Origin of the sequence: Phytohabitans maris, assembly GCF_031085175.1 — a bacterium.
GTDB classification, from domain to species: Bacteria; Actinomycetota; Actinomycetes; order Mycobacteriales; family Micromonosporaceae; genus Phytohabitans; species Phytohabitans maris.
In genome coordinates, this window is the sequence record NZ_JAVHUY010000004.1 from 1 (window position 1) to 18833 (window position 18833).

At 72.7% G+C, this 18833-nt stretch carries 15 protein-coding genes; 10 read left to right on the top strand and 5 right to left on the bottom strand.

Translation table 11 applies throughout. The annotated features are described in order from the left end of the window. The first annotated feature begins 176 nt into the window (after positions 1–176). The 6 genes from RB614_RS04980 (at position 177) to RB614_RS05005 (ending at position 7547) form a co-directional block, all read left to right on the top strand. Positions 177–2726 carry a CaiB/BaiF CoA-transferase family protein gene (locus tag RB614_RS04980; RefSeq protein ID WP_308711152.1) on the top strand — a complete coding sequence of 850 codons (2550 nt, stop codon included), beginning with the start codon at positions 177–179 and terminating at the stop codon, positions 2724–2726. A 1-nt stretch (position 2727) separates the two neighbouring features. Then, positions 2728–3873 carry a thiolase family protein gene (locus RB614_RS04985; protein ID WP_308711153.1) on the top strand — a complete coding sequence of 382 codons (1146 nt, stop codon included), beginning with the start codon at positions 2728–2730 and terminating at the stop codon, positions 3871–3873. Further along, complete coding sequence (locus RB614_RS04990) at positions 3873–4253, top strand: Zn-ribbon domain-containing OB-fold protein (RefSeq protein WP_308711154.1); 381 nt, start codon at positions 3873–3875, stop codon at positions 4251–4253. Before RB614_RS04985 ends, RB614_RS04990 begins: the two co-directional genes overlap by 1 nt. Before the next feature lies 1 nt (position 4254). Continuing rightward, positions 4255–5451, top strand: a complete 1197-nt coding sequence (locus RB614_RS04995) for a CaiB/BaiF CoA transferase family protein (protein ID WP_308711155.1) — start codon at positions 4255–4257, stop codon at positions 5449–5451. A 94-nt stretch (positions 5452–5545) separates the two neighbouring features. Continuing rightward, positions 5546–7018: a carboxylesterase/lipase family protein gene (locus RB614_RS05000; protein WP_308711156.1), complete on the top strand. Its 1473-nt coding sequence runs from the start codon at positions 5546–5548 to the stop codon at positions 7016–7018. Between the two features lie 19 nt (positions 7019–7037). Then, the gene (locus RB614_RS05005; RefSeq protein ID WP_308711157.1) at positions 7038–7547 is read left to right on the top strand and encodes a nuclear transport factor 2 family protein; all 510 of its coding nucleotides are present in this window, start codon (positions 7038–7040) and stop codon (positions 7545–7547) included. A 54-nt stretch (positions 7548–7601) separates the two neighbouring features. Here the strand turns inward: RB614_RS05005 and RB614_RS05010 are convergent, their stop codons facing one another. Beyond that, positions 7602–9182, bottom strand: a complete 1581-nt coding sequence (locus RB614_RS05010) for a flavin-containing monooxygenase (protein WP_308711158.1) — start codon at positions 9180–9182, stop codon at positions 7602–7604. A gap of 107 nt (positions 9183–9289) precedes the next feature. Between RB614_RS05010 and RB614_RS05015 the strand changes: the two genes are divergently transcribed. Continuing rightward, a complete protein-coding gene (locus RB614_RS05015) occupies positions 9290–10699 on the top strand; it encodes an aldehyde dehydrogenase family protein (protein ID WP_308711159.1) in 1410 nt (469 codons plus the stop codon). Positions 10700–10709: 10 nt separating this feature from the next. Here the strand turns inward: RB614_RS05015 and RB614_RS05020 are convergent, their stop codons facing one another. The 3 genes from RB614_RS05020 to RB614_RS05030 all read right to left on the bottom strand — a co-directional run bounded on the left by RB614_RS05020 (position 10710) and on the right by RB614_RS05030 (position 15210). After that, positions 10710–11237: a nuclear transport factor 2 family protein gene (locus RB614_RS05020; protein ID WP_308711160.1), complete on the bottom strand. Its 528-nt coding sequence runs from the start codon at positions 11235–11237 to the stop codon at positions 10710–10712. 926 nt (positions 11238–12163) lie between these two features. Next, complete coding sequence (locus RB614_RS05025) at positions 12164–13834, bottom strand: class I adenylate-forming enzyme family protein (protein WP_308711406.1); 1671 nt, start codon at positions 13832–13834, stop codon at positions 12164–12166. A gap of 47 nt (positions 13835–13881) precedes the next feature. Then, a complete protein-coding gene (locus tag RB614_RS05030) occupies positions 13882–15210 on the bottom strand; it encodes a 4Fe-4S dicluster domain-containing protein (RefSeq protein WP_308711161.1) in 1329 nt (442 codons plus the stop codon). An 85-nt stretch (positions 15211–15295) separates the two neighbouring features. On the opposite strand from RB614_RS05030, the gene RB614_RS05035 reads away from it, so the two are divergent. From RB614_RS05035 to RB614_RS05045, 3 genes are read left to right on the top strand one after another with little or no spacing between them, the layout of a single operon-like run. Continuing rightward, the gene (locus RB614_RS05035) at positions 15296–15763 is read left to right on the top strand and encodes a VOC family protein (RefSeq protein WP_308711162.1); all 468 of its coding nucleotides are present in this window, start codon (positions 15296–15298) and stop codon (positions 15761–15763) included. A gap of 10 nt (positions 15764–15773) precedes the next feature. Further along, positions 15774–17018, top strand: a complete 1245-nt coding sequence (locus RB614_RS05040; protein WP_308711163.1) for an Nramp family divalent metal transporter — start codon at positions 15774–15776, stop codon at positions 17016–17018. A 5-nt stretch (positions 17019–17023) separates the two neighbouring features. Continuing rightward, positions 17024–17794 carry an enoyl-CoA hydratase-related protein gene (locus RB614_RS05045; RefSeq protein WP_308711164.1) on the top strand — a complete coding sequence of 257 codons (771 nt, stop codon included), beginning with the start codon at positions 17024–17026 and terminating at the stop codon, positions 17792–17794. A gap of 63 nt (positions 17795–17857) precedes the next feature. Here RB614_RS05045 and RB614_RS05050 read toward each other — a convergent pair whose 3' ends face one another. Beyond that, complete coding sequence (locus tag RB614_RS05050; RefSeq protein ID WP_308711165.1) at positions 17858–18814, bottom strand: PDR/VanB family oxidoreductase; 957 nt, start codon at positions 18812–18814, stop codon at positions 17858–17860. Between the last annotated feature and the right edge of the window lie 19 nt (positions 18815–18833).

An 18833-nucleotide genomic window follows, 5' to 3' on the forward strand; every position in this document is an offset into this window, starting at 1 on the left:
CGCCTCTTCTGGGGTTCCGACCTCTCCCGCCTGCCCTGCTCCTACCGCGAGCTCGTCGACGTATTCACCGCACACCTACCCCGGCTCGACGACGGCGAGCGGCGGCTGGTGCTCGGCGGAGCGCTCGCGACCTGGCTGGACTGGCCCGACCACCCCTAGCACCCGCGGAGATCCAGTTGACCGAGAGCATTCCCGGAAGCCTGACCGGCGTCCGCGTCATCGAGTTCGGCGACCAGAAGGGCGAGTACTGCGGGCTCGTGCTGGCCGGCCTCGGCGCCGAGGTGGTCAAGGTCGAACCGCCCGGCGGCAGCGAGACCCGCAGGTTCGGCCCGTACGCCGGCGACGGCGGCGACCCGGACCGATCGCTGCACTTCTGGGCCTACAACCGGGGCAAGCGGTCGGTCGTCCTCGACCTGGACGACGACGCGGGGGCAGCCGACTTCGCCACGCTCGCGGCCGGCGCCGACGTCGTGCTGGACGCGGGACCGGCCGGCTACCTCACCGACCGGGGGCTCGGCCCGGACCAGCTGCGCGCCCGGCACCCACACCTGGTCTACGCGCGGATCACGCCGTTCGGCGACACCGGGCCGTACCGCGACTGGAAGGCCTCCGACCTGGTGCACCTCGCGCTCGGCGGGGTCGTCATGAACAACGGCTACGACCCGGACCCGTCCGGCCGCTACGACCTGCCACCGGTCGCCCCGCAGCTCGGCCACGCGTACGCCATCGCCGGCGAGCAGATGGCGTTCACGATCATCGCCGCTCTCGTCAGCCGGGACCGCACCGGCAAGGGCCAGTACCTGTCCTGCGCCATCCACGAGGCGGTCGCCAAGAACACCGAGGGCGACCTGATGTCGTGGGTCTGCCTGCGCACCCCGTTCCTGCGCCAGACCTGCCGGCACTCGGCCCCGGCCGTGTCCCGGCACCGCTCCATCTTCGCCACCAAGGACGGCCGGTGGATGCTCACCACCACCCGCAACGCCAACCTGCTCAAGCCGTTCCTGGACGAGTACGGCCTGGGCGGCGACATCAGCGACGGCAGCGACGAGCAGAGCAAGGACTCCCGCGTGCTGCCCGGGATGGAGGGGGGAGCGGCGCGCAACATGGACGCCGTCGAGCACACCGTGCGGCGCTACCTCTTCGACGAGCTGCCGTGGCGGCAGGCGCAGGAGGCCGGCCTCATGTGGGTACCGGTGCGCAAGCCGCACGAGAGCGCGCGCGACGAGCACTGGCTCCAGCGCGGCACGTACGCCGAGGTCGACCACCCGGAGCTGGGGCGGGCGGTGCGCTACCCGGCCAGCAAGTGGATCTCCACCGGGCCGGGCTGGGTCCCCGGCCGCCGCGCGCCCCGGCTGGACGAGGACCGCGCGGAGGTGCTCGCCGTCCGTCCCCGTACGGCGCCCCGCCCCGGCCCGGCGACGCCCGAGCAGGTTTCCGTGCACGGCAAGCCGTTCGCGCTGCAGGGCGTACGGATCCTGGACTTCACCTGGATGCTCGCCTCGGCCGGCGCGACCCGGTTCCTCGCCTCGCTGGGCGCAGAGGTGATCAAGGTGGAATGGCACAAGAACCTCGACCCGCGGCGCGGCGGCGCCCCGGTGGGTGGCCGCGCCGCCCGGGAACGCGCGACCGGTCCGGTGCCCTCCCGCTGGCCGGCCGACCTCGGCGGCCCGGTGGGTGCCCAGTACAACAACAAGAACCCCGGCAAGCGGGCCATCTCGCTGAACGTCCGGCACCCGGAGGGGCTGGCGATCGCCAAGCGGCTGGTCGCCCGGAGCACGGTCGTGGCCGAGGGCTTCTCGCCCGGCGTCATGGAGAGCTGGGGCCTCGGATACGACGTGTTGCGGGCGGTCAAGCCGGACATCATCTACGCCAAGCAGTCCGGGATGGGCTCGCGCGGCGTGTACGGGCGGTTTCGCACCATCGGGCCGATCGCCGCGGCCTTCGCCGGCACCTCGGAGATGAGCGGCCTGCCCGAACCGTTCCCACCGGCCGGCTGGGGCTACTCGTACCTGGACTGGTTCGGCGCGTACAGCTTCGCGCTGGCCATCCTGAGCGCGGTCTACCACCACCAGCGGACCGGGGAAGGGCAGGCGATCGACGCCTCGCAGACCGAGGTCGGCCTGTTCATGACCGCGGTGCCGCTGCTCGACCACCAGATCAACGGCCGGGTGTGGCAGCGGGCCGGCAACCGCTCGCCGTACGCCACCGCGGCCCCCGAGGGCATCTACCGGTGCCGTGGCGAGGACCGCTGGATCGCGGTCACCTGCGCCACCGAGGAGGAGTGGGTGGCCCTGGCGAAGGAGGCCGGGCACCCGGAGTGGATCGAGCAGGAGGAGTTCCGCACGCTCGACGCGCGGCAGGCGAACCGGGCCGCGCTGGACAAGCTGGTCGAGTCGTGGACCGTCACCGAAGAGCCGTTCTCGCTGATGGAGAGGCTGCAGGCGGCCGGTGTCGCGGCCGGTGTCGCGCAGACGGCGCAGGACCGGGTGGAGCGCGACCCGCAGCTGGCCGCGCTCGACTGGCTCACCGAACTCGACGCCACCGAGTTCGGCCGGTGGCCGGTGGCCGCCCCGTCGGTCAAGCTGAGCGGCACCCCGCAGCACGCCGGCGGGCTCGTCGACCGCGCGGCACCGACCTACGGCGAGCACAACCACGAGGTGTACGGCCGGCTGCTCGGCCTCTCGTCCGACGAGGTCGATGCGTTGCGGGCGGAGGGTGCGATCTGAGATGGGTGGCTCATTGCCCGGGGCGATCCGCGGCCGTTCGGCGATCGTGGCGGTGGGCAACACGGCACAGGGCACCGTGCCGGGGATCTCCGCGGACGAGCTGGCCGTCGAGGCGCTGCGGGTCACCCTCGCCGGCGCCGGCATCGCCAAGTCCGCTGTGGACGGTCTGATCACCTGCAAGTCGTACGGTGGCTTCGGCATCGACACCGAGATCGGCCGGCTGGCCGGGCTCAACCCCGCCTACAGCGCCACGCTCGACTACGGCACCTGCAACTTCTCGCTGCACCTGGCCTGCGCGGCCATCGACGCCGGCCTGGCCAGCACGGTGGCGATCGTGTACGGCACCACGCAGCGCAGCGACGGCAACCGGTTCTCGCACCCGCTGGGCCGGCAGGACGAGGCCTCGGTATACGGCTTCCTCAACGTCGCCGGCCCGGCCGCGATGGCGTTCCGGCGGCACCAGCACCTCTACGGCACCACGGAGGCCGACCTCGGCCGGATCGCCGTCTCCCAGCGGCGGTACGCCGAGCAGAACCCGCTGGCCGTCTTCCGGGAGCCGCTGAGCCTCGACGACTACCTGGCCCAGCCCTACCTGGTGGCCCCGCTGCGCCGCGCGGACCTGTGCATGATCTCCGACGGCGGCGCCTGCCTGGTGGTGGCGAGCGCCGACCGGGCGGCGGAGCTGACCGACCGCCCGGTGCACGTCATGGGCATCGCCCAGCAGACCGGACTGCGCGACCGGCAGAACGCCGACCAGTGGCTGCGCCCCTGGATCCGGCAGGTCGCCGACCGGGTCTACGCGGGGGCCGGCATCGGGCGGGACGCGATCGACGCGCTCTACATCCAGGACCCCACCAGCGTGTGGGTCATGCAGATGCTGGAGCTGTACGGGTTCGTCGAGCCCGGCGGGGTGGGGGAGGCGTTCGCCAAGGGCGAGGTCGGCTACGGCGGGCGGCTGCCGCTGAACACCAACGGCGGGCAGCTTTCCGAGGCGTACATGTGGGGCTTCCTGCACCTGGTCGAGGCCGTGCGCCAGCTCCGCGGCGAGGCCGGCGCGCGGCAGCTGCCCGGCCTGCGCGCCGCCCAGTACTGCTCGACGTTCGGCTTCATGAAGGCGGCCAGCACGATCCTGAGCCGGGAGCGGTGATGACGACGGCGGACGACACCACGTTCTGGGCGCAGGCGCGGGCCGGCCGCCTGGTCTTCCAGCACTGCGCCGGCTGCGGCTACGTCCGGTGGCCGGCGGCCGGCGTCTGCCCGGAGTGCCTGGGGCGCGAGTACGAGTGGAAGCCGGTCGAGCCGGTCGGGACCGTGTGGAGCTACGCGGTCTACCACCGCGCCTACTCGGCCGCGCTCAAGGGCGCGGTCCCCTACAACGTGGCCCTGGTCGAGCTCGCCTGCGGCGTCCGGCTGCTCACCCGGCTGGTCGGCGAACCGGCCGTGGGCAGCCCGGTGCGGGCCCGGTTCGAGGAGGTCGGCGAGCACGGCGTGGTGCCGGTGTTCGCCCCGCTGCCCACGGCGGCGTGACGTGGGCGGGGCGCTGGAGGGCCTGCTCGTCGTCGACCTGTCCCGGATCCTGGCCGGACCGTACTGCACCCAGATGCTCGGCGACCACGGCGCCGAGGTGGTCAAGGTCGAGCCGCCGGAGGGCGACGGCACCCGGGAGTGGGCGGAGTCGTACGGCGACGGCGTGAGCGCCTACTACGCGGGCCTCAACCGCAACAAGCGCCACGTCACCGTCGACCTCTCCACCGCGGCCGGCCGCACGCTGGTGTTGCGGATGCTGGAGAACGCCGACGTCCTGGTGGAGAACTTCAAAACCGGCACGATGGAACGCTGGGGCATCGGCGCCGAGACGCTCCTGGCCCGGTTTCCGCGCCTGGTCTACTGCCGGATCAGCGCCTTCGGGGCCGACGGACCGATGGGCGGGCTCCCCGGCTACGACGCGGTCATCCAGGCGTACTCCGGCATCATGCACATGAACGGCGAGCCGGGGAGCCGACCCCTGCGGATACCGATGCCGATCACCGACCTCACGACCGGCATGCTGGCGTTCAGCGGCGTCCTGCTGGCGCTCCAGGAACGCACGCGCTCGGGACGCGGTCAGCTCGTCGACCTCAGCCTGCTCGACGGCGCGCTCAGCCTCCTGCACCCGGCCGCGGCCAACTACTTCCGCACCGGCGAACGTCCGGAACGGCTCGGCAGCGCGCATCCGAACATCGCGCCCTGCGACACGTTCACCTCGCCGATGGGGGAGATCTACGTGGCGGCGGGCACCGACCGGCAGTTCGCGATCCTCTGCGAGTATCTCGGCGCGCCCGAGGTCGCGCGGGACGAACGGTTTCGCACCAACGCCGCCCGGCTGGCGCACCGGGCGGAGCTCACCGCGATCCTCGCCGACCTGGTGGCGCGGATGGAGTACGACGCCGACGCCGCCCGGACGATGATCGCCAAGGGGATACCGGCCAGCCTGGTTCGCCCTCTCGACGAGGTGCTCGGCGACCCCGAGGTGCACCGGCGCCGGATGGTCCAGACCGTGGACGGCCGGCGGGTGCTCGGCATCCCGGTCAAGCTCGGCCGGACGCCCGGGACGATCCGCACGCCGCCCCGCCCGGCCGGCGCCGACACCCGGGACGTGCTGGCCCGCTTCGGCCTGGCGGCGCGGGAGATCGAGAGGCTGATCGCGGATGGCGTCGTGACGCAGCACCGGCCCAGCCGGGGGTGAGCGCGCCGGGCACTGGTGGTCTGAACACGCGAAGGGCTTGCCTAACCCGGGCCAGGCAGCAATGATGAAGCGATCCTCTAATGATGGAGAAATTGTGGGCATCGAGGTGACCCTCCCGCAGGGGACGTACCGCGGCCGCGCGAGCGACGGTGTCCTCAGCTTCAAGGGCGTGCCGTACGCGGCGGCGCCGGTCGGTGACCTGCGCTTCGCACCGCCGCAGCCGCCCCCGCCCGTCGCCGGCGTCGTCGACGCGAGCCGGTACGGGCCGACGGTGTCCGGGCCGCCGCAGCGCTCGGCGGTCATGGCCGAGCTCGTGCCGGACCCGACGATCCCCGGCGAGAACGGCCTCAACCTCAGCGTCTGGACGCCGGACACCGGCGCGAGCCTGCCGGTGTTCGTCTGGATCCACGGCGGCGGCTTCGTCACCGGCACCGGCGCGGTGACCGCGTTCGACGGCAGCGCGTTCGCCCGCGACGGCGTGGTGGCCGTGGTGATCAACTACCGGCTGGCCGTCGAGGGGTTCCTCCAGATCGCCGGCACCGTCGCCAACCGCGGCCTGCTCGACCAGGTCGCGGCGCTGAAGTGGGTCCGCGACAACATCGCCGCGTTCGGCGGCGACCCGGCCCGGGTGACGATCGCCGGCGAGTCGGCCGGCGGGATGAGCGTCCTGACGCTGCTGGCGACGCCCGGGGCGCGCGGGCTCTTCCACCGGGCGATCTCCCAGAGCGGCGACGGGCACCACGTGCACACGCCGGACCAGGCCGCGCGGGTCACCGCCCAGCTCTGCGCCGACCTGGGCGTCGCGGAGAGCCCGGAGGCGCTCGGTGCCGTGCCCGGCGACCTGCTCCACCGCACGCTCAACGAGGTCATCGGCGCCGTGCAGGCGGGCCGGGACCCGAAGTGGCGGGCGCTCAACCGGCTCGTCGTACAGCCGGTCGTCGACGGCGACGTGCTGCCCCGGCACCCGGTCGAGGCGTACGCCGACGGAGCCGGTGCCGACGCCGCCCTGCTGGTCGGCACCAACGCCAACGAGTACGGCCTCTTCACGATCCCTACCGGCCTCGCCGACGCCCTGGACGAGCCCATGCTCGAGGCCCTCGTCGGCCGGCTGGGCGTGGACCCACGCGAGATGATCGCCACCTACCGCGACCTGATGCCCTCCGCCGACCACGCCGACCTGTTCATGGCGATCCAGAGCGACTGGTTCGCCGGCGTGCCGATCGTCCGGGCCGTCGAGGCGCGCGAGAAGGCCGGCGCCGCGTCGTACGCCTACGAGTTCGCGTGGGACCCGCCCACCTTCGGCGGCCGGCTGGGCGCCTGCCACACCCTGGAGGTGCCGTTCGTCTTCGACACCCTCGCCGACCCGTGGGGAGCCCGGCTGCGCGGCGACGCCCCGCCGCAGCCGCTCGCCGACGAGATGCACGGCGCCTGGGTGGCCTTCGTGTCCGGCACGGTCGACTGGCCCGCGTACGGGCGCGACCGGCTGGTCCAGCGGTTCGACATCGAAAGCACGGTCGTCCGGGACCCGTACCCGGGGCGGCACGGTGCGTGGGACGGCATCATCTGACGACGGAAGGCGGTACCCCATGACCACGACCGAAACGGTCGCCGACAAGATCGCCCTCAACGAGCTCGTCGCGCGGCTCTCCCGGGCGGTCGACCGGACCGACCGGGAGGCGATCATCGCCTGCTACACCGAGAAGTCCTTCGACGACCACGGTCGCTTCCGGGGCAGCGGGGTCGAGTTCGCCGAGTTCATCTGCAACTCCGACTTCACCAACGCCTCGCCGTTCCTCTACCACCTGCTCGGCCAGTCCATCTGGGACGTCGAGGGCGACGAGGCGTTCGGCGAGACGTACTTCGACTTCTACATGCAGACCGACGACTCGTCGCTGGCCCATTCGTTCGGCCGCTACCTCGACTACTGCCAGCGGGTGGACGGGCAGTGGCTGGTCACCTACCGGCGGGTGGTCATGGACTACCGGGGTACGCACCCGGCCACCCACGTCACGACCGCGTCGGCCGGCCACTTCGCCGGGACCCGGGACCGCGACGACCCGGTCTACAAGCGGCTGCGCTGGCCCGAGGACCACTGACAGCCGGCTGTCTCCGAGGGCCTACCGGTGCGCGCCGGTAGGCCCTCGGCTCCCTCAGCCGAAGACGAAGCCGGTGTAGCCCGCCTCGACCGCCTCCGCGCACCGGGCGCGGTACTGCGGGATGCCGCCGGCGTACAGCTGGTACACCCGGGGCTTGCCCGGCACGTTCGAGCCGAACGCCCACGAGGTCGCGTCCTCCAGGACCGTGCCGCGCACCGTCGATTCCACGTGCGCCAGCCACGCTTCCTCGGCCGCCGGGGTGGTTTCCACGTACCGGTGGCCGTGGTCCGCCATGTGGCGCAGGCAGTCCATGACCCAGTCCACCTGGATCTCGGTGGCGCGCGGGATGTTGCCGGTGGTGCTCTGCGGCCCGCCGACGAAGAACAGGTTGGGGAACCCGGCACTCTGCAGCCCCAGATGCGTACGCGGGCCGGCCTCCCAGTGGCGGTCGAGGCGGACCCCGTCCCGCCCGCGGATGTCGATGCGCCGGATCGCCCCGGTGACGGCGTCGAATCCGGTGGCGAGGACGGCGACGTCGATCTCGTAGTGCCGGGCCGCGGTCTGGATGCCCGCCGGCGTGAACCGCAGGATCGGCTCCTCGGCCAGCGACACCAGCGACACGTGCTCCTGCGCGAACACTTCGTAGAAGCCGTCCTCCAGCGGCGGCCGCTTCATCCCGAACGTGTGGTCGGTCGGGATGAGCCGCTCCGCCACCTCCGGATCCTTGACCCGTTCCCGGATCTTGCCGCGCAGGAAGTCGGTGACCGCGGCGTTGGCCGCCCGGTCGGTGGTGATGTCCCGGTAGTTCGCCAGGACCATCGTCAGGCCCGGAGCGTCGTACAGCCGCTGGAACCGCTCGCGGCGCTCCTCCTCGCCGACCTCCAGCGCCGAGACCGAGAGCGGCCGGTGCACGAACCCGCCCGGCGTCTCCTGGCACGTGCGGTGGATGGTCCGCGCCGTGCGGCGGATCTCCCGCATCCGCTCCGGCGTGATCGGCCGGTTGTTGATGGGCGTGCACCAGTTCGCGGTCCGCTGGAACACGACCAGCTCAGCGGCCTCGGCCGCGATGTGCGGGATCACCTGTACGCCGCTGGAGCCGGTGCCGATCACCGCGACCCGCTTGCCGCGCAGGTCCACCGGTTCGCGCGGCCAGCGGGCGGTGTGGTGCCAGACGCCGGCGAAGCCGGCCAGCCCGGGGATCGCCGGCACGTACGGCTCCGACAGCGGCCCCACGGCGGTGACGAGGAACCGCGCCCGCAGCCGCTCGCCGTTCTCGACGGTCACCGTCCAGGCGGCGGCCGCGTCGTCGTACACCGCGGCGCTGACCCGGGCGCCGAGGCGGATGTCGCGGCGCAGGTCGAACCGGTCGACGACGTGGTTGAGGTAGCGCTCGGTCTCGGGCTGGCCGGCGAACTCCTCGCTCCAGCTCCACTCGTCGAGCAGCTCGCGGGAGAAGAAGTAGCCGTACGTGTAGCTCTCCGAGTCGAAGCGGGCACCCGGGTACCGGTTCCAGAACCAGGTGCCGCCGACGCCGTCGCCGGCCTCGCAGAGCTGGACGGAGAGGCCCGCCTGCCGCAGCCGGTAGAGCTGGTAGATACCGCTGATGCCCGCGCCGACCACGACGGCGTCCAACATGGGAAGGCTCCCTCTCAGAGCGGGGGCGGCTTGCCGTCCTACCTCGGCCGCGGCACCGCCGTATAGTGTTCATAATAGTGGAAGTCCATTACTTGTTGGGCGGGTCGATGAGAGAGTTACATCATTGGGTGCACGGGGAGCCGCGTAGCGGCGGCACGCCCCTGACCGTGTACGGCCCCTTCGACAGGTCGGCCCTGGCCGCCGTACCGCTGGCCGGTGCGGACGTCGTGGCGGCGGCGGTGGAGTCCGCCAAAGCGGCGTTCGCCGGCTGGCGCCAGTGGTCCCCGGCCGACCGCGGCCGGCTGCTGGTCGAGCTGTCGCGCCAGATGCGCGAGCGGGCCGACGCCTTCGTCGACGCCGAGGTCGCCGAGACCGGCAAGCTCGCCGCCGAGATGCGCGGCCTGCTCGGCATGAGCGCCGACTACTTCGAGTACTACGGCGGGGTCGTCCGCGCCCTGTTCGGCGAGACGATCGCGCTCGGCCCCGACGACCACGCGTTCACCACCCGGGAGCCCTTCGGGCCGGTCGGCATGATCACGCCGTGGAACGGTCCGCTGAGCCAGGCGTCGCGGGGGATCGCCGCCGCGGTCGCCGCCGGCAACACGGTGGTGATCAAGCCTTCGGAGTTCACCCCCGGCACGACGCTCATGCTGGCCCGCCTCGCCTCGGAGGTGGGCTTCCCGCCGGGGGTCGTCAACGTCGTGCTGGGGGACGGCCCCGGCGCCGGGGCGGCACTCGTCGGCCACCCCGACATCCGGCTGGTCGCCTTCACCGGCTCCGTGACGACCGGACGGAGCATCGCGCGGGCCGCGGCCGACCGGCTCGTACCGGCGATCCTTGAGCTCGGCGGCAAGTCACCCAACCTGGTCTTCGAAGACGCCGACCTGGACGCCGCCCGCGCGAGCGCGCTGAGCGTCTGCGTCGGCGCCGGCCAGCAGTGCTCGGCCCTGTCCCGGCTGATCGTCCAGTCCAGCGTCTACGACAGCTTCGTCGCGCGGGTCGGCAAGGAGATGGCCGGACTCGTACCCGGTCCACAGCTGGCGCCGATGACGACCGAGGCGCAGTACGAGAAGGTGCTGGCCTACTTCGAGATCGCCCAGCGGGACGGCGCCCGGCTGGTGACCGGCGGCGGCACACCCGGGGGCGACCTCGCCGCGGGCCGCTACGTCCAGCCGACCGTCTACGCGGACGTCACGCCCGGCATGCGGATCTTCCAGGAGGAGATCTTCGGGCCGGTGCTCGCGGTGTCGTCGTTCGCCGACGAGGACGAGGCCGTGGCGCTCGCCAACGACTCCGAGTACGGCCTCGTCGCCAGCGTGTGGACCAGCGACTCGGCCCGGGCCCTGCGCGTGGCGTCGCGCCTGGAAGCCGGCCAGGTGATCGTCAACGGCGGCCGGACCGGCATCGAGACGCCATTCGGCGGATACAAGGCCAGCGGCCTCGGCCGGGAGAAGGGCTTCGAGTCGCTGTACCACTACACCCAGGTGAAGACCACCGTCGTGTCGACCCGCCGGTGACGGCTGCGCGTCAGTCCTCGAACGGTCCGAGCGGCCGGGCGTAGGAGGAGTCGGTGCGGTCCCGCGCGACCACACCGCCGGGACGGCGCTCGACCGGCGGCAGATCCGGCTCGGCGACCCCGCCGACCCACTCGAGCAGCGAGACCCGGTAGGCGATCGCCCACCGCCCGGCACGCCGCTCGAACCGGTCGAGGTAGCGACCGCCGTGCAGCGTCACCGGCGTGCCGGCCCGGTTCTGCCCGACGAAGATGTAGTACGTCTCGGTGTGCGCCACGTCGCCGTCGAGGTCGCAGGTGTGGTTCATGACGTAGTGGTGGTGGCCACGATGGTTGGCCCGGTGCCCGGCGAACGCCCAGTCGGCGAACTCCTCGACCGTGCCGCGGAAGATGCCGTGGTCGTCGATCGCGCCAGGATGGTACGCGGAGAGCAGCAGATCACGGTCGAGCCGGTCGACGCCGCGGCAGCACCGGTAGACGCAGTCGAGGATCTCCTGGCGGTCGAGCAGCCGCCGCAGCCGCCCGGACTCCGCATCGGTCATTCCTTTAAACACCATTAGAACACAATAATACTGGGCGGCCTGGATCCGCCATGACCACGCATGGAGAGTGGTGACGGCGAGACCGGGGCGTGCGGCGCTTCGGCGGGCGGGGCGGTCGGTGCGAAGAGGCTCTCGAGCTGCCCCGCCTGTGCGCCCAAGTACTCCCGTCCGTCCGGGCCGGTCTGGCCGACGACGTGGTCCGCAGACCCTGGCCCCGTCGCGTGGCCGGCCCGCCCGGGCGCACAGGCGGGGCAGCTCGAGAGCTCCGCGCGAGAGCCCGTGGGGCGCGGTCTGTGGCGCCCGCTGTGGCCGCGTGAGGGCAACCCGTGGGCCGCCCCGGTCTGTGGCGGCCCGCCGTGGACAGCGCGAGGGGACCCGACCCAGGGCGCTGGTCTGCGGCCGCCCGCCGCGCCGGCGGGTAGCCCCGAGCCGGCGGAGGCCGCTGGGGCTCGGGTCGTGGTGAGGCCGCCGGGAGCGACGCGATCGCTGCGGGCGGCCGTCGAGATCGTGGTACATAGGTGCCCTCAGGCGGGCGGATCCGTACCACGATCTGGTGGGACGGGCTCGCTGTCGAGGTCACCACCCCGGCTCCGCGCACCCGCGTCCCGGGCCTTGAGCCGACCCGCGGGAGTGGGATCGCGCGACAGGACGCTGCCGCCCGCCCGGCCGCACGCACGGAACGGGGCGCCGAGCGTCGATCAATGACCCGGCACCGTCCATCCTGTGGGCACGCGGGCGGAGGAGGCAGGGATGAGCGCGACCGAACGCGTGGGGTGAGGCCGCGGGAGCAACGGTCCGGACCACGACGGGCGTCGCGGTAGCTCAAAATCTCTGTCAACTGACCGCGGAGCGCAACTGACCGCGGAGCGCAACTAACAGCGGAGCGCAACTGGCCGCGGAGCGCGCAACCAAGCACGGAGCGCGGCCTAGACGGTGTCGGTGAGGAGCCGGTCGAAGTCCAGCGCGGCCGCGACGTGGCGTTTGATGATCTTTCCGCTGGGCGTGCGGGGGATGGGGATCGGTGAGATCGCCAGTTTTGCCGGCACCTTGAACGCCGCGAGCCGCTCGGCGGCGTAGGCGCGCAGCGACGCCGCGTCGGTCGTGCTGCCGGTCCGCAGCCGGACGATGGCGCCGAGCTCCTCGCCGAGCGTCGGGTGGGGGAGCCCGAAGACGACCGCTTCGACGACGTCGGGATGGGTGGCCAGGCAGGCCTCGACCTCGGCGCAGTTGATGTTTTCGCCGCCGCGGATGACCACGTCCTTGAGCCGCCCGACGAGGTAGAGGTAGCCGTCGGCGTCCAGCCGGCCCAGGTCGCCGGTGCGGAACCAGCCGTCGAGGAAGTTGTCCTCGCTGGCCGTCCGGTAGTAGCCGGCCACCACCTGCGGTCCGCGCAGCGCCACCTCGCCCTCCGCGCCGGCCGGCACGGCGTGTCCGGTGCCGTCCTCGATGCGTACCTCGACGGTGGGCAGCGGCCGGCCGACGCTGTCCGGGTGGGCCACGAAGTCGGCGCCGGAGATCGCGAAGACCCCGGACGTGGTCTCGGTCAGGCCGTAGCCGGTGCGCGGGCTCACCCGCCCGCCGAAGATCTCGTGGATCTCCTGGATGAGCGCCTTCGGCGCCGGCGCGCCACCCATGCCGAGGCTGCGCAGGCTCGACAGGTCACGCTCCGACGTCGCGGCCGCGGCCAGGAACGTCTGCACGACGAACGGCGGGCCGGACATCTCGCCGACCCGCTCCGCCTCGACCAGCCGCAGCGCCTCGGGCGCGTCCCACTTGTACATCAGCACGGTGCGGTGGCCGGAGTACGCGTTGGAGTAGAGGTTGTTGATGCCGGCGATGTGGAAGAAGGGGAACGTCAGCAGCTTCACCGACGGCGCGGGCGGCAGCGGCTTCCCGCCCGGGCGGTCCGGCGGCGACACGGCGCGGATCAGCTTGTTGAGCAGCGAGGCGGCGTGGTTGAGGTGGGTGCCGGGGGCGCCCTTGGGGCGGCCGGTCGTGCCCGAGGTGTAGAGGATGGTCGCGACGTCGTCCGGGTCGACGTCGCAGGCCGGCGGCGTGTCCAGGGGGTGGTCGAGGTCGAGCAGGTCGGTGTAGTCGAGGGGTGCCTCGGTGCAGCGCACCCCGACGAGCGCGCCGACCCCGTCGACACCGCGCAGCTGCTCGACCCGTTCCCGGTCGGCGAAGAGCGCCTTCGGCGCCGTCTCGCGGATCAGGTCGGTCATCTCGGCCGCCTTGAGCCAGGCGTTCAGCGGCACCGCGACCGCCCCGAGGAGCTGGGCCGCCCAGAAGGTGAAGGCGAACTCCGGGTAGTTGCGCATGGCGATGGCGACCCGGTCGCCCTTGACGACCCCGAGCTTGTCGCGGAGCCGGTGTGCCAGCGTGACGACGATCGACCACTGGTCGGCGTACGTGTACCGGTCGTCGCGGTAGACGATCGCCTCGCGGTCTGCGTGGCGGCGGGTCGCGAGGAACGCCTCGCGCAGCGTCCGCGGGTCGCGGTCGAACACCTCGAGCGCCACACCGCCGACGGAACGCCGCACGAGCGGGAAGCCGCCGCCGGGCGCGGTGAGCAGCGCGAGTCGCTCCCGGTCGTCCATCGTCACCGGACCATCCTCTCCATCGTGTGCATCGTCCTGGCAAGGGATCAGTAGCCGAGTGCGCCGAGCCGTTCGTCCGAGGAAAGGTCCTTCTTGGTGTCCGAGGGAGGCTCGGTGCGGTTGGGGTCGAAGTCGAAGCCGGGCGTCTCGATCAGCTCCGGGCCGATCCTCGGCTTCTCGCCGGGCCCGTAGTGCTTGCCGTCGACGGGCCAGTCGTACCCTTCGAGGTCGTCGGTGCCCTTGCCGAGGATGCGCCCGGTCGCCTCGAACTCGGCCAGTACGGCGGGCAGCCCGAACCGCTGGACCGGGCAGACCTTCATGCACACCGAGCAGCCGGCGGTCTTGCCCATGACGGGCAGGCACCGCTTGGTGTTCAGCTTCGCTTTCATCACCCCGCGGCTGTCCTTGCGGGCGGCGGGGATGGCCCCCGGCGGGCAGCGCCGCACGCAGATCTGGCAGTTGTCGCAGATGCCCTCGATCCCGTAGTCGACCGGCTCGTCGTGCACGAACGGCGCGTCGGTCGACATCACGTGCAGCCGGGCCCGCGAGCCGGCGTGCGGCGAGAGGAGCTGGCCGTTGAGGCCGAGCTGGCCGAGGCCGGCCTGCACCGCGTACGGGATGTTCATCGACTCGCCGACGAACCCCTCGGGGCGCGCCTTGTAGCCTTGCGCGTGGATCCAGGTGGCCAGCAGGCGCATGCGGTCCTCGAGCTCGGCGTACGTGGTGAGCGCCGCCTTCTCCGCGCGGATGCTCGGCGCCGTCTGGGTGGAGTCGTAGTTCTGTTCCAGGATCCCGACGATGATCGTGTCGCCGACGTTGAGCCCGTAGTACTCGGCGAAGTTGTACTTCTTGTCGTAGTGGGTGACGCCGATCGCGCTCAGCCCGAGCCGGGCCGCCTCGGCGCGCAGGGCCGCGGTCAGCGCGGCGGGGTCCGCGGCGGCCTCCTTCTTCGCCGGCTTGGCGGTGCGGGCGAAGAAGGCCCGCCGGCGGGCGGCCCGCTGCACGCGGGGCGACGTCGACAGCAGCGAGACCCACATCCGGCCGGTCGGGCTGTGCACGCCGCGCATCTCGGGGTTGAGGCGGATGAAGTCGTGCAGCGGCGCCTCCTCCATCGCCTTCTGCTGCGCGACCGGGTCCAGCTTTATCCCCGGTACGGTCCTGAGCTCCTCGGGCGGCGGGCCGACCGGCTGGGTCCAGGGCCGCGCCGGCGACCTGCGCCGGCGGTGCAGCGCGACGGGAAGCGTCGGGATCCACCACATCTTGGGCCGGTACGGCAGGGTGTGGCGCATCAGCGGGTACAGCAGGTCGGAAAGGCGGTGTCCGGTGTGGTGCGCCCACCGTTGGATCGCGTTACGCGCGTACCTGTTACCTGGCATCGATGTCGACCTCCGCTGAGCCCTAGTGGTGTCGAAGTCGTGTTAATAGTACGCTTGCAATCATGGTAGTTGCGAGCGGGCCGGTATGAGAGCCGCCTCCCACATCGCCATCGGCGTCACGGACCTCGAACGCTCACTGGTGTTCTACCGCGATCTGCTCGGCCTGACCGTCATCCGCGACGCGGTGAACGAACCCCCCTCCGACACGGGCCTCTACCACCCCGTCCCGCCGACGACCCGCCGCCGCGAGGTCTTCCTCCGCTTCGGCGATCCAGGCGACGTGGAGAGCGTCTTCATCGCCCTCTCGCAGCCCGACGCGCCGGACGACAGCCGTCCGATCGGGCTCGGGCAGGTCGGCATCCACCACGTGGGCTTCTGGGCCGACGACGTCGCCGCGCGCGCGGAGAGGCTGCGGGCCGCCGGTGTCGAGGTGGTCTCGGTGACCGACACCACCGGCGTCGGGTACGGCGAGGACGCGCGGACGAGGATGCGGGCGATGTTCGTCAAGGACCCGGACGGCACGATCCTGCAGTTCGACGAGCGGCTCGGCTGAGCCGTCGCGGATGGCGACGGCACAGGGGCGGATGGCGGTCCGGCGCCCGCCGGCGGCCCGGTGGCTGGCGCTGCTCGGCCCCGCGTTCGTCGCCGCGATGGCGTACGTGGACCCCGGCAACGTCGCCACCAACGTGACCGCCGGCGCCCGGTTCGGCTACGCCCTGGTCTGGGTCGTGGTGCTGGCCAACGCCATGGCGGTGCTGGTGCAGTACCTGTCGGCGAAGCTCGGCATCGTCACCGAGCGCTCCCTCGCCGAGCACCTCGGCCGGCGGTTGCCGGCGCGGATCCGGGTCGGCTACTGGCTGCAGGCCGAGGCGGTGGCCATCGCCACCGACCTGGCCGAGGTGGTGGGCGGCGCGATCGCGCTGCGCATGCTGTTCGACCTGCCGCTGGTCGTGGGCGCGGTCATCACCGCGGCGGTCGCGATGGCGGTGCTCAGGATCGGCGACATGTTTGGGCAGAGCGCCCTCGAACGCCTCGTCATCGGCTTCCTCGCGCTGATCGCCGTCGGCTTCGCGGCCGGCCTGGTCGCCGCCCCGCCCGAGGCCGGGGCGCTCGCGGCCGGCCTGGTTCCCGGCTTCGACGGCCCGGAGAGCGTGCTGCTGGCGTCGGGCATCATCGGGGCGACCGTCATGCCACACGTGATCTACCTACACTCCGGCCTGACCGCCCGGCGCCTCGACGCCCGCGGGGAGGGGCGGACCGTACGGCAGTTGCTGGCCGTGACCCGTACGGACGTCGTCGCCGCGCTGGTCGTCGCCGGGCTCCTCAACCTCTGCCTGCTGCTCGTCGCGGCGGCCAGCCTGACCGGACACCCCGGCACCGACAAGCTGGAGGGCGTACACGCGGTGGTCACCTCCGAACTCGGGGCCGGCATCGCGCTGCTGTTCGCGGTCGGGCTCCTCAGCTCGGGCCTGGGATCGACATCGGTCGGCAGTGCCGCCGGAGCGGAGATCATGAACGGGCTGCTGGGTATCCGCGTCCCCGTGCTGGTCCGACGGCTGGTGACGCTGGCGCCGGCTCTGCTCCTCTTGGGCGCGGGCGCCGATCCGACCCGGAGCCTCGTGCTCTCGCAGGTCGCCCTCTCGCTCGGCATCCCGTTCGCGCTCGTCCCGCTGGTCGTCCTGACCGCGAGCCGCTCGGTGATGGGCGAGCACCGCAACAGCCCGGCGACGACGGTGGCGGCTTCCGTCGCGGCCGCACTGGTGATCGGGCTCAACGCCGTCCTGCTCTGGCTCACGTTCACGGGGTGACGACGATGGAAGCTGACACGCGCTCGCGGGTGCTGGTCGAGCGGCAGGGGCCGGTACTCCTGGTCGTCCTCGACCGCCCGGAGAAGCGGAACGCGGTCGACGAGGCGATGACCCGCGGCCTCGACGCCGCCTTCGCCCGCCTCGAAAGCGAGCCTGCCCTGCGGGTCGGGATCCTCGCCGCCAACGGCCCGGCGTTCTGCGCGGGCAGTGACCTGCTCGGCGGGCCCGGCGACCCGACCCCGGACGGCGGCCCCTACGGCCTGGCCCGGCGGGTACGGCGCAAGCCGCTCGTCGCGGCGGTCGACGGCCCGGCGCTCGGCGGCGGCTTCGAGCTCGTCCTGGCCTGCGATCTCGTCGTAGCCTCCACCCGTGCGACGTTCTCCCTGCCCGAGGCGCGGCGCGGCCGCGTGGCCAACGCGGGCGGGCTGTTTCGCGCGCCCCACCGCCTGCCGCGCAACCTCGCGCTGGAGCTGCTGCTCACCGGCGGCCAGCTCGACGCGACCCGGGCACACCGGGTCGGGCTCGTGAACCGGCTGACCGGCCCCGGCGGCGCCCTCGCCGGCGCGGTTGACCTCGCCATCGAGATCTGCCGCTCCGCGCCGAGCGCGGTCGCGCAGGTGCTCGGCGCGCGCCGGGCGGTCGAGGCCGCGGCCGAGGAGGCCGGATGGCGGGCCACCGGGACGGCGGTCGCCGACCTGCGGGGTTCCGCCGACTGGGTGGAGGGCACCGCGGCGTTCCGGGAGAAGCGGCCGGCCCGATGGGAGCCGGGCGAATGAACGGCCGGCAGCAGCGCCGCGGGCGTTCCGAACCAGATAGCCCATGGCGCTTCCTCGACCAGGTCAGAGTTCGAGGACCAGGCGGGGGCCGACCGACCGCGAGACGCAGATCATCATGGTCTCGTTGGCGGCCCGTTCCTCGTCCGACAGCACGGAGTCGCGGTGGTCCGGGATGCCTTCGACGACCACGGTCTCGCAGGTCCCGCAGGTCCCCTCCTGGCAGGACGAGTACACCGGCGCCCCGGCCTCTTCCAGGACGTCGAGGATGGACCGGTCGGGCGGTACGACCACGGTCGTGCCCGTGACCGTCAGCTCCACCTCGAACGACCCGGCGCGGGCGGGCGCGTCCACCGGGCGGGGCGCGAAGCGCTCGACGTGCAGCGAGCCGGCCGGCCAGGAGGCGCAGCGCGCCTCCACGGCGCGTAGCAGCGGTTCGGGCCCGCAGCAGTAGACGCTGGTGCCGGCGCGGGGCGTGCCGATCGCGGCGTCGAGGTCCAGCAGCCCGAACTCGTCCTGGGGATGGATCGTGACCCGGTCGCCGTGTGCGGCGGCGAGGTCGCCGGCGAAGGCCATCGTGTCCCGCGACCGGCCTCCGTAGTAGAGGTGCCAGTCGACGCCGCCCGCGCCCGCGGCGGCGACCATGGGTACCAGTGGCGTGATGCCGACACCGCCGGCGATGAACACGACGGCCCGCCCCGGTGCGAAGGCGAAGTGGTTGCGCGGGCCGCGGACCGCGACGGAGTCGCCCTCGGCCAGCCGGTCGTGGACGAAGGCGGAGCCGCCGCGCCCGTCGGGCTCGCGGAGCACCGCCACCTGCCAGCGTGCCCGGTCGGCCGGATCGCCGCAGAGCGAGTACTGGCGGACCAGGTCCGGCCCCAACAGCAGGTCGACGTGCGCCCCCGGCGCCCACGCCGGAAGCGCGGAGCCGTCGGCGGCGACCAGGTCGAGGAGGACCACGTCGCGGGCCACCGCGGTGCGCCGGGCCACCAGGAGGGTGCACTCGAACTCGGGCTCGGGCAACGGTTCCTCCTGCCGACCA